At 61.9% G+C, this 17,400-nt stretch carries 19 protein-coding genes; 3 read left to right on the top strand and 16 right to left on the bottom strand.

Features of this window, described 5'->3' with window-relative positions; translation table 11 throughout:
• Nucleotides 1-296: 296 nt before the first annotated feature.
• The 16 genes from H8A92_RS34105 to H8A92_RS34030 form a co-directional block, all read right to left on the bottom strand.
• The gene (locus tag H8A92_RS34105) at nt 297-863 is read right to left on the bottom strand and encodes a tetratricopeptide repeat protein (protein WP_420831405.1); all 567 of its coding nucleotides are present in this window, start codon (nt 861-863) and stop codon (nt 297-299) included.
• A gap of 138 nt (nt 864-1,001) precedes the next feature.
• A complete protein-coding gene (locus H8A92_RS34100) occupies nt 1,002-1,403 on the bottom strand; it encodes a hypothetical protein (protein WP_229199751.1) in 402 nt (133 codons plus the stop codon).
• A gap of 12 nt (nt 1,404-1,415) precedes the next feature.
• Nucleotides 1,416-3,071, bottom strand: coding sequence for a type II and III secretion system protein family protein (locus H8A92_RS34095; protein ID WP_229199750.1), 1,656 nt, complete (start codon nt 3,069-3,071; stop codon nt 1,416-1,418).
• A gap of 420 nt (nt 3,072-3,491) precedes the next feature.
• Nucleotides 3,492-3,902, bottom strand: a complete 411-nt coding sequence (locus tag H8A92_RS34090) for a TadE/TadG family type IV pilus assembly protein (RefSeq protein ID WP_229199749.1) — start codon at nt 3,900-3,902, stop codon at nt 3,492-3,494.
• A complete protein-coding gene (locus H8A92_RS34085) occupies nt 3,902-5,242 on the bottom strand; it encodes a pilus assembly protein TadG-related protein (RefSeq protein ID WP_229199748.1) in 1,341 nt (446 codons plus the stop codon). The genes H8A92_RS34090 and H8A92_RS34085 overlap by 1 nt, the downstream gene beginning before the upstream one ends.
• Nucleotides 5,243-5,250: 8 nt before the next feature.
• Complete coding sequence (locus H8A92_RS34080; RefSeq protein ID WP_229199747.1) at nt 5,251-5,712, bottom strand: hypothetical protein; 462 nt, start codon at nt 5,710-5,712, stop codon at nt 5,251-5,253.
• 6 nt (nt 5,713-5,718) lie between these two features.
• Entirely contained in the window at nt 5,719-6,357 is a 639-nt protein-coding gene (locus H8A92_RS34075; RefSeq protein WP_229199746.1) for a methyltransferase family protein, read from the bottom strand.
• A gap of 18 nt (nt 6,358-6,375) precedes the next feature.
• Nucleotides 6,376-7,284 carry a type II secretion system F family protein gene (locus H8A92_RS34070; protein ID WP_229199745.1) on the bottom strand — a complete coding sequence of 303 codons (909 nt, stop codon included), beginning with the start codon at nt 7,282-7,284 and terminating at the stop codon, nt 6,376-6,378.
• Nucleotides 7,281-8,207: a type II secretion system F family protein gene (locus tag H8A92_RS34065; RefSeq protein ID WP_229199744.1), complete on the bottom strand. Its 927-nt coding sequence runs from the start codon at nt 8,205-8,207 to the stop codon at nt 7,281-7,283. Before H8A92_RS34065 ends, H8A92_RS34070 begins: the two co-directional genes overlap by 4 nt.
• Nucleotides 8,207-9,649, bottom strand: coding sequence for a TadA family conjugal transfer-associated ATPase (locus tag H8A92_RS34060; protein ID WP_229199743.1), 1,443 nt, complete (start codon nt 9,647-9,649; stop codon nt 8,207-8,209). Before H8A92_RS34060 ends, H8A92_RS34065 begins: the two co-directional genes overlap by 1 nt.
• The gene (locus H8A92_RS34055) at nt 9,646-10,836 is read right to left on the bottom strand and encodes a CpaE/TadZ family protein (protein ID WP_229199742.1); all 1,191 of its coding nucleotides are present in this window, start codon (nt 10,834-10,836) and stop codon (nt 9,646-9,648) included. The genes H8A92_RS34060 and H8A92_RS34055 overlap by 4 nt, the downstream gene beginning before the upstream one ends.
• A gap of 11 nt (nt 10,837-10,847) precedes the next feature.
• Entirely contained in the window at nt 10,848-11,813 is a 966-nt protein-coding gene (gene cpaB / locus H8A92_RS34050) for a Flp pilus assembly protein CpaB (protein ID WP_229199741.1), read from the bottom strand.
• Nucleotides 11,814-11,828: 15 nt separating this feature from the next.
• A complete protein-coding gene (locus tag H8A92_RS34045) occupies nt 11,829-12,338 on the bottom strand; it encodes an A24 family peptidase (RefSeq protein WP_229199740.1) in 510 nt (169 codons plus the stop codon).
• A 70-nt stretch (nt 12,339-12,408) separates the two neighbouring features.
• Nucleotides 12,409-12,624, bottom strand: coding sequence for a Flp family type IVb pilin (locus H8A92_RS34040; protein WP_229199739.1), 216 nt, complete (start codon nt 12,622-12,624; stop codon nt 12,409-12,411).
• Between the two features lie 92 nt (nt 12,625-12,716).
• A complete protein-coding gene (locus H8A92_RS34035) occupies nt 12,717-12,932 on the bottom strand; it encodes a Flp family type IVb pilin (protein ID WP_229199738.1) in 216 nt (71 codons plus the stop codon).
• Between the two features lie 406 nt (nt 12,933-13,338).
• Nucleotides 13,339-13,788 carry a hypothetical protein gene (locus H8A92_RS34030; protein ID WP_229199737.1) on the bottom strand — a complete coding sequence of 150 codons (450 nt, stop codon included), beginning with the start codon at nt 13,786-13,788 and terminating at the stop codon, nt 13,339-13,341.
• A 630-nt stretch (nt 13,789-14,418) separates the two neighbouring features.
• Here H8A92_RS34030 and H8A92_RS34025 point away from each other — a divergent pair.
• The 3 genes from H8A92_RS34025 to H8A92_RS34015 all read left to right on the top strand — a co-directional run.
• Complete coding sequence (locus H8A92_RS34025) at nt 14,419-14,967, top strand: LabA-like NYN domain-containing protein (protein WP_338026683.1); 549 nt, start codon at nt 14,419-14,421, stop codon at nt 14,965-14,967.
• Nucleotides 14,968-15,116: 149 nt separating this feature from the next.
• A complete protein-coding gene (locus H8A92_RS34020) occupies nt 15,117-15,572 on the top strand; it encodes a hypothetical protein (RefSeq protein WP_229199736.1) in 456 nt (151 codons plus the stop codon).
• Nucleotides 15,573-15,940: 368 nt separating this feature from the next.
• The coding region (locus H8A92_RS34015; RefSeq protein WP_229199735.1) for a TolC family outer membrane protein at nt 15,941-17,400 on the top strand (1,460 nt) is incomplete at its 3' end.

Raw genomic sequence — 17,400 nt, 5'->3', positions numbered from 1 at the left:
GGCCGATTCAACCAAAACCCATCCCGCTCTAGATCGTGGCGAGGTCAAGTCGCAGGGGCGAGCTGCCAAAATATCGAAAACAACCCCATGCAAAGGAGCCGGCGGCGGCCGGCGTTCGACCGAGCACGTTCGACCAAGCGACTTGACACGTCGGGCAACTCAGGGATATTCTTCTAATATTCCGAAATTATACAAACTCCCCCGCGCGGACCATCGGGTATGACATTGCGGGCTCCTGCAACTGACGCTTCCAGTGGCAGGCGGGATACGGAACGCGCCTTATTCGCGGCCGCAGCCTACGGCTGATTGTTCGGCGGCCGCTCGATGAACTTCCGGCTGCCGTTGAGAAGCTCGAGGTTGTTGGCGATGACCGGGTTGCCCGGATCGAGCGAATAGGCCTTCTCGAACTTCCGCCGCGCGCCGTTCAGATTGCCGCGCAACATCAGGGAATAGCCCTGATCGTTGAGGATCTGGACGGTCTCGCCGCCAAGCCGGATCGCCTGCGCGTAGGCCTGATCGGCAAGATCGAAGCGGCGAATCTTGTCATAGCTCGCCGCGAGCCCGACCCAGGCTGTGACGTCCTTCGGAGCCTTCTCGACCGCGTCCTTGAAATAGCGCTGCGAGATGCCGTAATTGCCGCGGTTGTACTGCTCCAGGCCCATCCGCACCGGCTCATCAGAGGGATAGTATTTGACGTCGGTCGGCTCCTGCACGGGGTCGCCGCCCGGCGGATCCACCGGCGCGACGATCGCGGCTTCGCGGGTGGTGTAATCACAGCCGGCAAGGCCGGTCGCCAAGCAACAACAGATCAACGCCGGCGCGAGACGATGTAATCCCCGTCCCGTTCCCCAAGTCCAGCGCATCTCTTGCCCCATTCGAAACATCATCGTGAAACTACCTACGAAAAACAGACGGCACGACCGAAACGTAAGTCAGCGCCAGAGACCAACGTCGTATTTCCCCTTCCGAGCCCTGCCCGGCGTGGCTACGCCGCACGGATATTACCTGCCGCCGCCTCCGACCCCGACGGCCACCGATCCACCGGTCCCCGCGCCCAATCCGGTTGTGTTGACATTCTGAATTGTGGTGACGGGCGGCGGCTGGCCCATCGCCTTGGTCGGATCGCCCACGTCGGGGAGCTGATCGAGCGGCCGCTGCTGGGTGCCGTAGCGTTTCACAGCGTCGGTCGCGCGCCGCGCGTCGTACGCGATCCTGCGATCGCCGACATAGGACGGCCATGGGTGAATCGTGTGGGTGGCGGCGTTGACCTCCTTGGCATTGCCGGCACTCATCGTAATGGTGTCGGAACGCTGCACATAGCGGTCCATCTCGTCGTGCCCGTAGACGCCGTAGCAGCCCCCGAGCAGGAAGGGAGCGAGCAAAGCGAGGTATCTGACGGTCATCTCTCGCCTCCTCTAGTTCAGGGTCTTGACGACCGGCTGGTCGACAACGGCCGCCGGCGCCGGAGCGGGCACGACCGCATTGGGCGCGATGATGTGGCCATAGGGTCCCTTCACCTCGCCGCCGGAATTGACGTAGTCGTTGTAACGCTTGCGAACTTCCATCTGGCCGTTGAGGAAGAAATCGACGTCGTTGGCCGGCAGCCGGGAATCGAGCGGCGTCGCCAGTTGCTGGCCGGGCGCCGCCGGCGCGACCAGGCGCGGCGTCACGATGATGACGAGGTCGGTTTCCTGCTGCTGGTAGGACTTGCTGCTGAATAGTGTGCCGAGCACCGGCACCGAGCCGATCCAGGGCAATTGCGATACGTCCTGGACATTCCGGGTCTGCAACAGGCCGGCAACCGCAAAGCTCTGGCCGTCACGCAGCTCGACGGTGGTTCTCGCACTCCTACTAGTCAGCGCTGGGACTTGAGTCCCGGCGATCGTCACAGCATTCGAGAAGTCGAGTTCGCTTACCGAAGGTTCAATCCTCAAATTGATAGTGCCTCGCGAAAGGACCGTGGGAACGAAGGCCAATTCCACGCCGAACGGCTGGTATTGGGTCGTAACCTGGGCGAAACCATTTACGCTTCCCGGCTGCACTGTGGGAACTGGAATCTGGCCACCGGCCAGGAAACGCGCGGCGTCGCCCGACAGCGTGACCAGGTTCGGCTCCGCCAGCGAGCGAACCAATCCCTTCGTTTCCAATGCCGAGATCAACAGGTCTACTGAGCCGCCGTTGCTGGTTCGGACGATGCTGGTCAACAAACTTCCGAACGGAACGGGCGCTACGCCGCCGGCGGCACCAAGGAGCGTTCCCGCTGTTGCAAGTACCGGAAGGCTCCCCGTCGGAGCAGCACCAACCTGCCCCCCGCCATTACCGAGGGCAGCATTGTTGATACCACCGATCGGCCTTCGGCCTACCGCTGTGGCCCCGCCTACCCCCGTATTTCCAACATTGGTCCCATTGGCATTCGCTGCATAAAGGTTCACGCCCAACTGGCGTCCCGCGTCGCGATTGACCTCGAGGAAGCGCACCTCGAGCATCACCTGCTGCGGCGCCGCGATGCTCATTGCATTGACGACGATGGCCCCCTCGGGAACGCTGCCCTTGGCAATCGTCAGCGCCCGCTCGGCGGCGACGGCATCGGCGGCGGTTCCGCTCAACACCACTTGGCCTTCGGAGGCAGACACGCGAATGCCCCGGTTGCCAGTGCCGGCATGGATGTTCTGCTGCAGATTGCCGATATCGAATGTCACCTCGACATCGAGGATGCCGATCTGCTTCATCGAGCTGTCGAACAGGATGACGTTGGTGGTGCCGGTCTTCTTGCCCTGGATGTAGAGCAGGTGGTCGCTCAGCGACTTCACGTCGGCGATATCGGGCGAGCCCGCCACGATCGATGAGAACGCGGTATCGACCCTGAAGGTGCGCGACTTATTGAGGGTCACCCTGACACGCTGGACGTCGCTCATCTCGCTGACGAAGACGCCGCTGGACGACGGAGCCCGCTGCTCCGCGGCAGTAGCAGGATCGGCGAAATGAAACAGGGCAACCGCAGCGCCAAACGCCATCGCGCTCAAGGCGACCAGCCCAAGTCCCGCATCAACCGAAACGCGACTTCCCATCATGCCAATCCCCTTCGCCGCGTCTCCGCGACGATCCCCGTAAATCTACGGCCCTGACGTCCCGATCACTCCAGTTCGTGCACCACGCCGTAGAGCTTACAGTCTGTCCGACTACAAATAGTTACTCGCGAATTCCCATTCCCCGGCGCACTGAGCTGAACCAGAACGTAGCTCCATTCCGGACACGTCCCCGCGCGCCTGGCCGCTAATGACGGTTCTAGGATCATCCCCCGCCACCCGCCTTGATTGCAAGGAAAGAGCCCCGCCGGGCTGTGCCGATACCCGAGAAAACTGCCCGATGTTGCCAGTGCGCACCACTTCCTTAGCCCGCTTGGGCTATTTCCGACCTGCCCAGTAGGCCGAGGCCGCCTTGGCAGCCGCCCGCACCGGCGCCACCGATCAATCTCGCCGAATCGGGTCTGCTCAGAACGGAATTTGGGTCGACGCGGTCGGCGAGTTCAATGATGTGCCCCATACCGGCATCAGCGGTGAGAAGCCCGGCAGCGACGCAGTCACGGTCAGCGCCGAGGTCCCCGCGGTCGTGGTCACCGTGGGCGTGAGACCGGCGCCATACAGGAAGGGCGCGACGGTCTGCTTCTGAGTTGTCGTCAGATAGTCTCCGGTACAGGTGGATGGCGAATTGGACGCCAACACCGCCGGCGAGTAGCAGGTGACCATGTTTGCCCGAGCGCCGGCATCTGCGAGGATGCGCAACGACTGCATCGTGATCGTGTACCGGCCGAAATCAAAAATCGCAAAGATCAGGGTGAACAAGGGCACTGCAACGAGGCAGAACTCGAAAGCCGCCGCCCCGCGCTGATCGAGCTTTCTCATCACTGCACCAAACGTACGGTCTGAACGTTGGGTCCTACTGCCCCATCTGACTTACACTTGCTGTTGTCCAGGGCTGTATTGCCTTGGAAGGTCACGGCATAAGCTATGACTTGGTAGCAACCAGAACTCGGGGCGGTCTGTGTGCTGTTGCCTCCGTACGTAACGGGCGTGTTTGGTACATAAACCGTGCCATTGAAATAGCTGCTTGTATTGCCGACGAGGCTGACGCCTCCCTTGGTATAGGCCTCACCATCATAGATGAGCAGGTCTGTCATTTGACTACTGACCGACGAAAGCGCCGATGGTCCCGCAGGATGCTTCACTGCGGTGATCTGGATCAATGGGCCGCCATTGACCTGCAGCGTTGCGGTCCCAATAAGTATCAAGGTGGTCCCAAGCGCTCCAGATGTGATAGTCGTCGAAGAGCTGCTTATTTTGATGGTTCCGCTGCAAAAGTAGAAGGTGCCGTTTAATGTGCCACTTAGCGACAGGTTGCCCGTCGGGGCGTTGCAGCAGGAGCCAGCTTCATACGAGAGCAATGATGCGCACACCCCCGCCGTCCCGCCTGGGAAATCCGACGTCTTCAACTTGGCTAACGCCGCGCCCACTGCACTAAGTGGATCGGGGATCGGCTGCTGGTAGGTTTGCACGCCCGTGCACTGGGTTCCGCCCGTCTGGGAGCAGCCGCCGACCGTGTAGCTCGGCGCACTTACCTGAATGCCGTTATTGCCAACAAAGCCGATCGCGTTTGACGCGCTGCTGTCTGACGAAATACCGCATGTTGTCGACGACACGGTGGGCGAGCCTTGAAAGGTGACGGAGTCCTTCAAAGCCAACACGCATGGAGGCTTCGCCAAACTGTCAACTATGGCGACCGCCGTCGCGGCGATATTGACCGTCGACATGCCCAGCAGTTGAGCCAGACGGGCCGGCTGCTGCTGGCTGACGGTGGCCTGCACATAGGTTCCCGCGGTCCCGTTCCACGTCGTCAGGGTAGCGATCTGGACGCTCTGCGTGATGCCGCTGACCGGCACGCACTTGGAGCCCGGATAGCCGGTGTCGTTGGAGTTGCAGAACGTATTCTGGGCCGCAGCCTGCTTGCCGCGATAGTCGTATGGTTGTGCATTGTCACACGTTACGCCGGGCTGCGCCGCGCTCCCGCACGCCACCCGCAGGGCCCCCGAATAGGCCGCCGCATCAGCCGCCCCCTGGGCGCGCTGCTGGATCGCGTACCACGACCCCGCCTCGCCGCCGAGTGCCATGATTCCGATCAACGGGATCAGCGCGATAACGGTTGCGAACGCGGCTGAACCACGACGGCAACGGAGCAGGTCACGCATGGAACACCTCATTGAAACCGCTCCGAATAGGTCAGCGTGAACGAACAAGGATTGCTGTTGGTGCTGGTGCACAATGCCGTCCTCAGCACCATCGGTGCGAACGTGATCGTGGTCGAATACACGTAGTACTTCGGCTGGGAGGGGGCAGAGTTTGTCGAATCGCAGACAGCATTGGTGTCGCCGCAAATCAGCGTGATGCTGGGGATCGGATAATGGGGATCGGCCTTGGCGAGCTGGGCCGACGCCCAGGTGGACGCGTTCGTGACGTCGCCCGGCGGGTTATACTGGATCAATTGCCCGAACCCGCGCAGCGCCGCGGACGCCTGGATGTATTGAAAGCCGGCCACCGCAAGGTCGGCAAGCGGCAGCAGAATAACCAGGAAGAGGAAAACGAAGACGAACAGCATCTCGAACGCGACGGCACCGCGTTGATCCGTGATCAGAGAACGCTTGCCGCTCACACGAGGCATGGCCGCTCACCAGACATAGGGGATCAACCTCCAGCGCGAGGCCTCGTAGCTGGAATATTCAGGAAGAGTGCGGCGAAGCACGTCTTCTTCGTAGTGAATTCGCCAAACCTGGATGGCGATATGCAGGAACAGCAAGGCGACGGTCATCCAGCTCAGATGCTGCAGCACAACGCCGACGAATACGATCTCTTCCGACAGATACAGCGGATGCTTGATCCACCGGTACGGTCCGGTCTGCACGACCGAACGCGCCTGCGGCACCAGGCTGAACGACCGTCCGAGATGGCGGACAGTGACGAGGATCATGATCATGCCGGTCAGCACGAAAACCGTGGACAGCAAATTCGGCAATGCGCCTTCGGTCCGCTCGAAGAACGTGATCGTCCACGGCCAGTATGTGCCGACGAACGCAGCGATCCTCGGCAGCAGCCCTTCGGCCTGCGCCTTTGCCGGCCCCCGGATCAGGATCAGCAACGCCAGCATCAGATAGAAGACCGCGACAAAGAAGTTCGACACCAGCGATGGCCACGGCTCCCCCGCCGGGTTCGCCAGCTTGAAGGACACGGCAAGCGCCAACAGAAGGAACCACGCGCTGCCAAGCAATCGGGTGAGCCGATCATAAGCCAGGTTCGTCGAGAGGCTCATTGCAGTTGCACTCATGTCTTACTTGCCCATCTCGGCGAATGTACGGATCAAATGAAGGAACGGGCTTCCGCCCAGAATGACGAACATCGCGGGAAGCAGGAACAACACCATCGGAACGGTGAGCTTGGCGCCCAATTTATGCGCTCGCTCCTCGAGCTTGGTGATGCGTTCCCGGCGCAGGTCGACCGCGATGCTGCGCAGGGCCTGACTGAGCGGCGTGCCGTATTGCAGGCTCTGGCTGACCATGGTGCCGAAGCGACGGAGGCCTTCCGACGTGGCGGCGAGCTTCTCGAAGGCCTCGGCACGGTTCGGCAGGATCCGGAGGTCATCGAGAAGCCCCCGCAGCACGTGGTTGATGGCGGGATTGGTCTCCTTCATCTCCTCCGCCACGCGTTCAAGGGCGCTCTCCAGGCCCATGCCGGCTTCGCTGCAAACAACAAGCAGATCGATGGTGTCGGGCGTGCCGAGCCGAATTGCCGCGTCGAAGCGTCGCTTCAGGACCAACAGGATCAGACGCGGGCCCATGATTCCGATGGCCACGCCGAACAACGTGAAGACCATCACGTCGCTGAACGGCCTTCCGAGAATTTGCGACACCGTGAAAGCTGCAACCGGAAACACGAATGTGCTCACCATCTTGAAGCCGATCCAGATCGGCAGCATCCGATAGTGATTGAACCCGGCCGACTGGAGAATCATCCGTAACTGGCCGAGATTCTCCTGGCCATAGAAGCTCCTGTAGCGTGTACCGACCGATGAAAGCCAGCCGATCATATCCTTCGAGGAGCTCGATCGGTCGGGGATGCCCAGCACGGCGTTCGAGACGCGCGTGTTCAAGGCGCGGAGATGCATCTCGCGAATGATCAGCAGGAAGGTCCCCGCCGCGAGTGCGACGGCAAGAGTGGCAAAACCGAGACCAGCGGTCATAGAGTGGTTTCCCTTCTGACCATCCAACGGATCACGAAATGCCCGATCAGGACGGAGCACGCCGCATAGGCAAGCAGGACGTTGCCCTGCGGGTCGAACAACAGCAGGTCGATCGACCTCGGGTTGATCATGTAAAGCAGCCCGCCGATAACGACCGGCGCCATGGTGAGCGCACGCGATGAAAAGATGACCTCTCCCGCCAAGGCCTTCGCACGGGCCGCCAGCGCAACCCGCTGACTCACGGTCTCACCCAGTGTCTGCAGCGTTTCCGCCAGGCTGCCGCCGGTCTTCAATTGCACCGCAAGGGTCACCGCAAACATCGCATACTCCGGCACCCGCGTTCGCTGATAGACCGCCTCCACGGCTTCCTCGGGTGACCGGCCCAGATTCAGTTCGCTGCAGACGATGGCAAACTGCCCGGACGTCGGCTGCGGCATCTCGCGCGCGATGGTGCGAAATGCCTCGTGAACAGGCAATCCTGACCGGACCGTGCTCGTCACCAGCTGGACCGCGTCGGGAAGCTGCTGGAAGAGTTGAATTGCGAATCTTCGTTGCTGCCATCCGAACAGGCCACGCACCATCAGGACGGCGACGACCGCGGCGGCGATGCCGGCGTAGAGGCCGCGAAATTTCACCAGCTCATTGAGATAGAGCACGCCCGCCGCTGCCATGGCCGCCGCAAGCAGCACATAGACCGGACGCACCATGTACACCATCTCGGGGTTGTAATTGGCGAAGCGATAGAGCGTACGCCAACGCGACGTCTTGGCCGCGCGACGGATCGACACCAAAGTTGCCGCTTCGGCCGTCGGCAGGGCGATTTCGAGCTGGCGATCCATCCGCCTCTGTCGGGCATCAAGCCACAGCGTATTTATCGTCGCACCCAGCAGGAGAACCAGGACGATCATCAAGGGCATCGACATCAGAAATGCCTCATCGCATCAGCCCAGGCTCGATCAAGGCCGTAATAGACGAGACGGCTCTTGAACTTCGGAACAGCATTGGTGGACCGGTAGGTGCCGGATATCCGTCCGTCTACGTCCTCGTCCTTGTATTCGAAGAGTGCAATGTCATTGGTGGTGATCACTTCACCCTCGAGGCCGATCACCTCGCTGATCTGCACGATGCGGCGCTGACCGTCCCGCATGCGCTCGACCTGCACGATGATGTCCAGGGCGGCGACAATCTGCGATCGGATTGCGCGGGACGGCAGATTGACCTGCCCCATCTGCACCATGTTCTCCACACGGGTCAGGGCATCGCGCGTGCTGTTGGCGTGCACCGTGGAGATGGATCCATCATGGCCGGTGTTCATCGCCTGCAGCATGTCGAATGCCTCGGCGCCGCGCACTTCGCCCACGACGATGCGGTCGGGTCGCATACGCAGTGCGTTCCACAGCAGATCGCGCTGCGTCACCTGCCCCGTGCCTTCAAGGCTGGGCGGACGCGTCTCGAGGCTGATCACGTGCGGCTGCTGAAGCTGCAGCTCCGCCGCGTCTTCGATCGTGACGATGCGCTCACTGTGGTCGATAAATTGACTGAGGGCGTTCAGCAGGGTCGTCTTGCCGGAACCGGTGCCGCCGGAGACCAGAACGTTGAGCCGGCAGCGCGAGGCGATCTCCAGCAATTGCCCGATCGCCGCGTTCATCGTTCCGTTTTCGATCATCGCGGCGATATTGTAACGCCGGCTGGGAAATTTTCGGATCGAGATGCAGGGGCTATGAATTGCCAGCGGCGGCAGGATGATGTTGACGCGGCTGCCGTCCGGCAGGCGGCAGTCCACCATCGGGCTGGATTCGTCGACCCGCCGACCGACCTGCGAGGCGATTTTCTGTGCAACGGAGGCGATATGATCATTGTCGCGAAACCGCACCGCGACCCGCTCGAGCTTGCCGGCCCGCTCGACATAGACATTGCTCGGCCCGTTGATCATGATGTCATTGATCGTCTCGTCGAGCAGAAGCGGACGAAGCGGCCCGTAGCCGGTCATGTCGTCGGCGATTTCCTCCGCGAGGAAGAGCTGCTCGCGGCCCGACAACTCCAGCCGCTCCTGGTTGGCGATGCCGTGGATGATTTCCTCGATCTGCCGCCGCAGGACATCGCGCGGGACGGTCGTGGCCACCGCCGGCTCGATCTGTTCTATGACCCGCTCACGCAGCGACGCCGGCATCACCGGGTGGTGCGAAGCCTCTTCACGCTTCGGCGCCGATGCAAACAGGCTTGCCGTCGACGGCACCACACTCGGTTCCGCCAGCGGCAAGGCTGGCGGCATCGGTTGCACACTTGGCGTCGCCGGCGGTGCAACCAGCACCGCTCCGGGCATCCGCACTGGCATTTCGTCTGCGCGCCTGCCGAACTTTTTCATAGCCCGAGCCACCTCTTCCATCGCGCCTTATGGTTGGCGCCGACACCGGTGATCTCCCGCACGATCGGAGCGAGGTGACGCCGCAAGCCGGACACATGCTTGAGCGCGGGAACGCCGAGGTTGACGGCCTGGGTCATTCCCTTGCCGAGATCGGGGATCACCATGTCCGGTTCTGCGCCCAGCGCCTTGACGATCGTCGCCCTGGGCAGGCCGCCAGGCCGGCCGGCACGGTTGAGCAAGGTAAAGACGCGGTCCTTGCCGGCGATGTTGGTGACGGCGTTGCGGAGTGCGTGCGCGTTGCGCAGGCCGGTGACCTCGGCTTCCAGCAGCACCATCACGTGGCGCGACGTCTGAATCACCGGATAGATCGACGCCGGGAACGGCACCGGCACGTCGACCACGACGTAGTTGAACCGCTGGCGCAGCAAGCCCAGCACGTGCCGCACGCCCGCCTCGGTGATGTCGAGCTTGGCATCGAGATCCTCGTCGCCGGCGATCAGGCAAACCCGATCGTTCACCTCGATTGCCGCCCGCTCCAGAAACAGCGTGTCGGCCCGCATCGGATTTTCAAGCGCAATGCGAAGACCGGGTCCCGGACGGACACCCAGCATCACCGCGGTTTCGCCATTCTGCAGATGCAGGTCGAGCAGCGCCACCTTGGCCTTGGTGGTCTCTGCCAGTTGCAGCGCGAGGTTGATCGCAATGCTGGTTGCTCCGGCGCCGCCCTGCGCACCGCAGATCGAGACCACGTGCCCGCCACGGTCATTTTGAACAGGCGCGGCATCGCCGATCAGCTTCGGACGCAGCTGGTCCAGCACCATATCCCGCGTGATCGGCGTCGGAAGATACTCGGTAAGGCCGATCTCCATCAGTTCGCGGTAGAAGGTGATTTCCCTGTTATCGCCGATCAGGGCGACCTTCACATCGGGCGGACAGACGCTGGCGAGGCGTTCCAGCTCGGTGAAGGGATCATCCAGCCCGCTGATGTCGGTCACCAGCGCGTACAGATCGGTGTCGGTCTCCAGCATCCGTGTCGCATGACGGATCGTGCCACGCCGGATCACCAGATTGCTGCCGTCGAGACCCTTGCGGAGAGCCGCGGCGCTGAGTTCGTCGTTCACGAAGCAGACGATGCGGTTGCGTGCGACAAGGGACGCAGTCTCTTCGGGTGATTCTACCACTGCCATGTTCACACTCATCAACGTTTCTCCGCACCCTTGCCGACGTCACCAGCCGCCGCGGTCGTCTGAGCTTCAATCCCGGGGGTCACGTCGCAGCCGGCACGAGCGTCGTCGTCCACGTCCTGCTTCCTGACCGAATATTGCTTGACCCCGGTGCCGGAATAGATCGCCACTGTGGTGCTCTGCCCGGCCACCGCGCTCTGGCGCGCCAACTCGGGCGACACGTCGCAGCTCGATGTCGCACCGGTGTCGGCCTTGTCCCACTGCTCGGCCGCAGCCCGGATGACAAGCGAGAGCGTTCCCAGCTGCTTTGCCACGGCGACCTTCTTGACCTGATCCGGCTTGAGCTCCAGCGATACGGTTTGCGCCGTCTTGCCCGGGACGGCATTGGTGATGGGACGTCCGCCTTGTGCAATCTCCTGGTCGATCGCGATCACACGCACGTTGGACAATACTGTTTCGCTGACGGCCCGTTTGACCGGATCCGCCTTTTCGAACACCTGGGTCAACACCACGTCGACATTGTCGCCCGGCCTGATCAGACCCGAGACGCCGGTCTCCTCGTCGACCTTGATGCTGATCGCGCGACTGTCCGGCGCCAGCACGCTGGCGAGGAAGCCGCGATCCTTCGGACGCAGGATATCCTCCAGGGTAATTGCGCTGCCGGCGTCGACGAACTTGCGAACCAGAGAGCCGGGAAGTCCGGCCTTGCTGTCAGGCGTTTCGAGGATCGCCCCTGCGGGGACACGGTTCGGCACCGCCTGGCGCACGGAGAAATCCTCGTCCCGCGCCAACGTCCCCTTCGACAGCGGACGCGCCGCGACGAAGTAGCCGACGGTCGCAGGTGCGGCCGCAGGCCTCTGCGCGGCCACCTCCGCAACAGCCTGGTCCTTCGGCTGGTTCAGGCCATAGGCAATGATCCCGAGCGCCGTAGCCGCAAGCAACAGCACCATGATGATCGAGACGCGCAATGCGGATGACATGTCAAAATCCCTTGCTCAAAAAGATCCCTTACTCAAAATGGTCCAGATACCGCCACACGCGATGGCGACTCCGTAAGGCAGCGGCGCGTGCCGCAAATGACGCCAGCGCTCGACCGCATAGACCCTTCGCACCAGCGACGATCCGGCGGGCGCCAGTTTTGGCTGTGGCAGGCGGCGCATTGCCAGATGCACCGCGGCCAGAGCGCCTCCAGCCAGCGCAGTTGCCGTCAACAGCTCAATCACGCCGCTGAGCGGCAGACCGATCGCCAGGGCAACCAGCAACTTGACGTCGCCGCCACCGATCGCTCCCCGCAGGTAGATCAGGAAGAGCAGCAGAAACAGGATTGCGGCAACGATCAGCGACTGGCCAACCTGGATCGGGCTGGCCAATTGGCCGACGATCCCAAGGAACGCCAGCGCCAGGCAAATTTCGTTTCGGATCAACCGTGTCGCGATATCGATCGTTGCGACATATAACAACAACGCGATTTCCAGACACGCGGTCGTGGACGCAATCCAATTCATGAAATAAACGCCTCAGAAAAAGGCGGGGGGCACAAAATAATGCCCCCCTCCGGAGCGCCGTCCTCTGGACTCAGGCGCTGACCGCGTTGGTAACCGCGGTGCCGATCGTAGTGATCGAGGTGGTCAGAACACTGCCGATGCCACTGGCGGTACCCGTACCGAACGCCGCGGAAACGGCGGCGACGATACAAGCGGCGACGATCACGTACTCAAACGACACAACGCCGTCCTTGTCCGTGCGCAGACGCTTCAACCCTTCGGTGATGTAGATGTAAGACCGCAACATAGGAGAAAGCCTCCTTTAAGGCTCGCACATATCGCAATCCGGTTGACGGCTGTTGACAGGAAGAATCTGCCAACAGCGTTCAACGTCCGGAGTTAGGCGGAGACTGCGGTGGCGACCTTGCCGGCGATCGTGGTGATCGAGGTGCTCAGGACCGAGCCGATGCCGCTGGCGGTACCCGTACCGAACGCAGCAGACACGGCGGCGACGATACAAGCGGCGACGATCACGTACTCGAACGACACAACGCCGTCCCGGTCCGAGCGGAGACGCTTGAAGGCTTCGGTGGTCTGGATGTAGAGCTTCAACATAGGAAAATATCCCTTTTACGATGAAATTTACGCAATATGTTGGCAGGGCAAAATCCAAGGCCAACTAGGATTTTCTTATAATGCGTCGCGATAAAGCTGTCGATTGGTAATCGTTTATTAACCCTACTGGCGTAGCGGCCGACGCGCTCCTTTCGCACGACGCCCCCGAGTCGAACGCACGAAACCCCTTAAACTATAGGGGTTTCAGTATTTCATGACATTTCAACCGGACCGCTCCGTGTGAATACGGTGGCAGCGCCCAAGTGCAAGAGCAACGACGGTTCCGTACAACCGGCGGCAAGATTCCACCGGAGCGCCGTCAAGGTGACGGCCTCACAATCCGGCTCCAGAGACCCCACTCGAAAATCGGCAGCGCGGTCGACAGCCATTTGAACAGTTGCCCGCGTCAGTAACAGGTCCCGGAATCCCCTCCGAGCCGGCCACAACTCTCCGGGTTGGATTGCCGCCATTGCGTGACCGCCAGCGGCGGCTTGCTCGTGTCCGCCGGCGCTGCCGATAGCCTGCCGCGCTCTTCGTCGAGGAGCTGCGAATGAAGCTTCTGGATCTGAACGTTTCGCTCGAGCAGCGACATTGATCTTGCCTGAACCTGCTCTGCCAGCCCCTTGCGCATGGCATTCTCCCGATCGAGCAGCTCAGGAAAACGCAACAGCGGCCGGACCAGCTCGGTGGCCTTGATCACGCACGACGCCCGTTCCACCGCCTGCGCGATCTGATCCGGAAAGGCGCTGCGGCATTCCGCGAGCGCGCCGTTCAGGTTAACTGCCGCCGGCGCCGGCTCTGTTGCCGTTGCGGTTGCCGCTGGCGTCTCCGCCGAGGGCTCCGTTGCCGGTCCCATCTCCTCCTTTTCGACGGCTTGGCGCGCAGCTCCACAACAGGCCAGCAGGATGCAGAGCGAGAGAGCGGCCAGGCGTCTTCCGCGCTTTGGCCAAGTCTCTCCGTCCCGATCCCGGATAGGACGGCCAGATAACGCGATAGGCGTACCTCCTTGGGTCACGTGTGCCGACAGGGAGCAGGTTGTCTTTGCAGTCAGGGACGCAGAACCGTCCTCTCCTCCCGTGGAAAAAAATTCGTATTGGCGAAAAACCGAGGTCGGCAAAAAAGCGGTCTTCTCAAAAAACCGCTCCGTGCGAAATGGCGGAGCTGATTGATGCTAAATGCATTTCAGCTGCCCGTGCAATAGCAACCTTGCGCGGCAACAAGGCCCGGTACAGCAAGTCGGTAACTGCACTGAGCCAGCCATCCCCTCAACAAATGAACGTTTCGCTTGCGGTTGAAGTCAGACCGGCGTCACGGCGACCGCCGCCGGAGCAGCATGCGCTGGATGAGAAACCCGCCGGCGCCGGCGAAAAATTTCCACTTCATCCCCGCCAACTCCTTGCTCTAGGATCAGTCATTTCAATGCGAGCGCCCACCATGCGCTCGAGGAATTTCCAGAACCAAAACGTACAGCAACTGATCCGGCGTCATGGGGCTTCAGATGACCGATCGTATTGCACTTTTCATCGACGGTGCGAATCTGCACACCACGGTCAAGAACCTCGGCTTCGAAGTCGACTTCCGGCGACTGCTCGCGGAATTCGGCAAGTATGGGCAGATCGTCCGTGCCTATTTTTACACGGTCGTGCGAGACGACGACGAGTTCAGCAGCCTCCGGCCACTGGTGGATTGGCTCGACTACAATGGATATGCGGTCAGGAGAAAGTCGGCCAAGCAGCACGACGACGGCGACGGACGGCGGCGAATGAAGCGCAGCATCGGTATCGAGCTCGCGGTCGACGCATTGGAAATCGCGCATCGCATCGACCACGCGTTCCTGTTCTCTGGCGATGGTGATCTGCGAGCTGTCGTCGAAGCCGTCAGGCGGATGGGCGTCCGGGTCACCGTCATTTCCAGCATTCGGACGAAACCTCCCATGATCGCCGACGAGCTTCGCAGGCACGCGGATGCCTTCGTCGAGCTCGAGAGCCTCAAGGCATTGATCGAGCGCCCACCACATCCGATTGCGCCGGACTGAAATCGCCGACGCGCCGGCGACGTCGCCCGCTGAGATGCCTGCAAGCGGAAGCGCACCCCGTCGGCCGCGTCCGTACATCACCGAGTTGCGCGGGTCGGTCGGAGACATCAATATGCTTCCAACCAACACAACTGCAGAAGGGAGAACCAATGTGGAGGTCGGTCGGCTGCATCTTGCTGTTGTTGGCAACGACAGGCGTAGCGCTAGCTGAACCTTCCAGGTTCACCTGTGACGCGCCGCGGGGCAAACGGGTCGAGCCCGGCGCCTCAGGCAAAGGCGGTGACGTTCAGTGGATCGATGACGATCTGGATGCGGTCCGGCCTGCCGTCGTGATCGACGGCGAAACCTTCACCGTCACCTGGGGAACGACCGTCCCGGCGGAAGGCAAGGGAGCCAAGCTCACGACCTATGTCTTTGCAGCCGCCCACCGGACTGCTGCATCGATCTTTGCGACGCGCGTCGACGAGACCACGGCCGAGATCTTCCGGTTCTATTTTGGCAGCAAGTCACTCTACAAACTGACGAGCCGCCTGGGAGACCCCTCGCCCGATTCCAAGGCCATGCCCTTGGTTGCAACCTACCTGGCGACCTGTCGCGCGCAGTAGGCGATGGCGGGCCGGCCGTTAAGGCGGCCTTAACTGACCTTTTTTGTTCCGGTCGCCGGTGTTGCCGGTCGGCACCAGCCGGAATGCCTATTCACCACGCCCCAAACCATTGGGTTTTAATAAAAATCTCAATATTCCCGGCCGCCGACGCCCGATGACTCTGCTCCACTTAAAGCGGCTGTGTGGCTGAAATGTCATAGGTCGGGGAACCTTCCTTTGTTAGCCTTCGCCAGATTCTACGTAATATTTTTTGTGAGTTAGGGGCGGGAATTATGAAATCGGCATACACGGTGATCGCGTGCCTATGCCTGGCGGCAACGCCAGCATGTGCCGAGGTTTTTTCCATTAACGATGCATTGCGCCAGGCTATGCAGACCAACCCGGGCGTGGGTGAAGCCTCCGCAAATCGGCGGGCGACCGAAAGCGAGCTGAGACAGACGCAGAGCACGCTGCTGCCGCAGGTGCGGGTCGACGCCAGCTACGGTCCGGAAAAGTTCGATCAGTCGCCGGGCTTCATCTCCCCGAACATTCAGTCGGCGCCGACCGTGGGTTCAGGACCGTGGCGCAATGGCAGCCAGGAATCGGTGGTTGTACGCCAACTGCTGTGGGACGGCTTCTCGTCGATCTATGACGTCTGGCGTCAGACCGCGCGCGTGAATGCGGCGGCCTCCCGCGTCAAGGAACGAACCGAGCTGCTGGCCCTCGACGCCGCCGAAGGCTACATGGACGTCGTGCGCTACATCCGCCTGGTCAGCCTCGCCCAGCAGAACGTCGCCAATCACGAGAAGATCTTTGCCAACGTGAACTCGCGCTTCTCGGGCGGCCGGGCCGGCGAAGGCGACCTCGAGCAAGCGCGAGAGCGCGTCGAGGCCGCCCGTGCGGCCCTCGCCGAATTCCAGCGCAGCCTCGATGACGCCCGAGCGAAGTACCGCAAGGTCGTCGGCCTCGAGCCGATCAATGTTCGCTTCCCGAGCCCTCTCGCAGGATTGCCGCACAGCCGCGATGAAGCGCTGGCGACCACGCTGCGGTTCAATTCGACGATTGCGGCGGCACAGTCGGATGCCGACGCCGCCAAGCACGCGTTCAAGGCCACCGACGGCACGTTCGGCCCGAAATTCTATCTGGAGGGACGGGCAACCCATTACGACAACTCCTACCCCTACGTGGCGGTCCCCGGAACACCCTCCATTACCCACGAGGACTACAGCGGCAAGGTGGTGATGTCGTGGGACATCTTCCGTGGCGGCCAGGACGCCTGGAACAGGTCGGAGAAGGCCGAACGCTATACCGAAGCCACCATGCGCCACGCGCGCTTGCAGCGCGACGCCTATGAATCGATCGACAAGGCGTGGAATGCCCGTACGATTACGGCCACCCGAATTGCAGCTCTGGCGCGCCAGTTGGAAGCGGACCGCAAAACCATCGCGGCCTTCCAGAAGGAATACGAGCTCGGCCAGCGCTCCCTGATCGACCTGCTGAACGCCCAGAATCAATTCTTCAACGCGTCGGTCTCGCTCACCTCCGCCCGTAGCGTCGTTGTTTTCGCCGACTACCAGCTGCTGGCGGCGATGGGGACGTTGATCGAGTATCTGAAGGCTCCGCCGCCGGTCGATGCCGCGCCGACCGACATGCTTTCGATCGGCCTGCCCCGCTACTCGTTCCCCACCCTGCGCGTGAACCTGCCGCAAACCGGCTCAGAGCCGCTGCACGTCGCCGTTCCGGCCCCCACTGCCGCCGCTCGTTCCGCCAAGGGCTACAAGGAGGGCTATGCGGCAGCTCAGCCGAAGGATGTCGGCTTTGCCGACCGCTTCACCGGCTCGACCACGCG

The sequence above is a fragment of the Bradyrhizobium acaciae genome (assembly GCF_020889785.1).
GTDB classification, from domain to species: domain Bacteria; phylum Pseudomonadota; class Alphaproteobacteria; order Rhizobiales; family Xanthobacteraceae; genus Bradyrhizobium; species Bradyrhizobium acaciae.
This window is presented reverse-complemented; position numbering and strand designations above follow the sequence as displayed.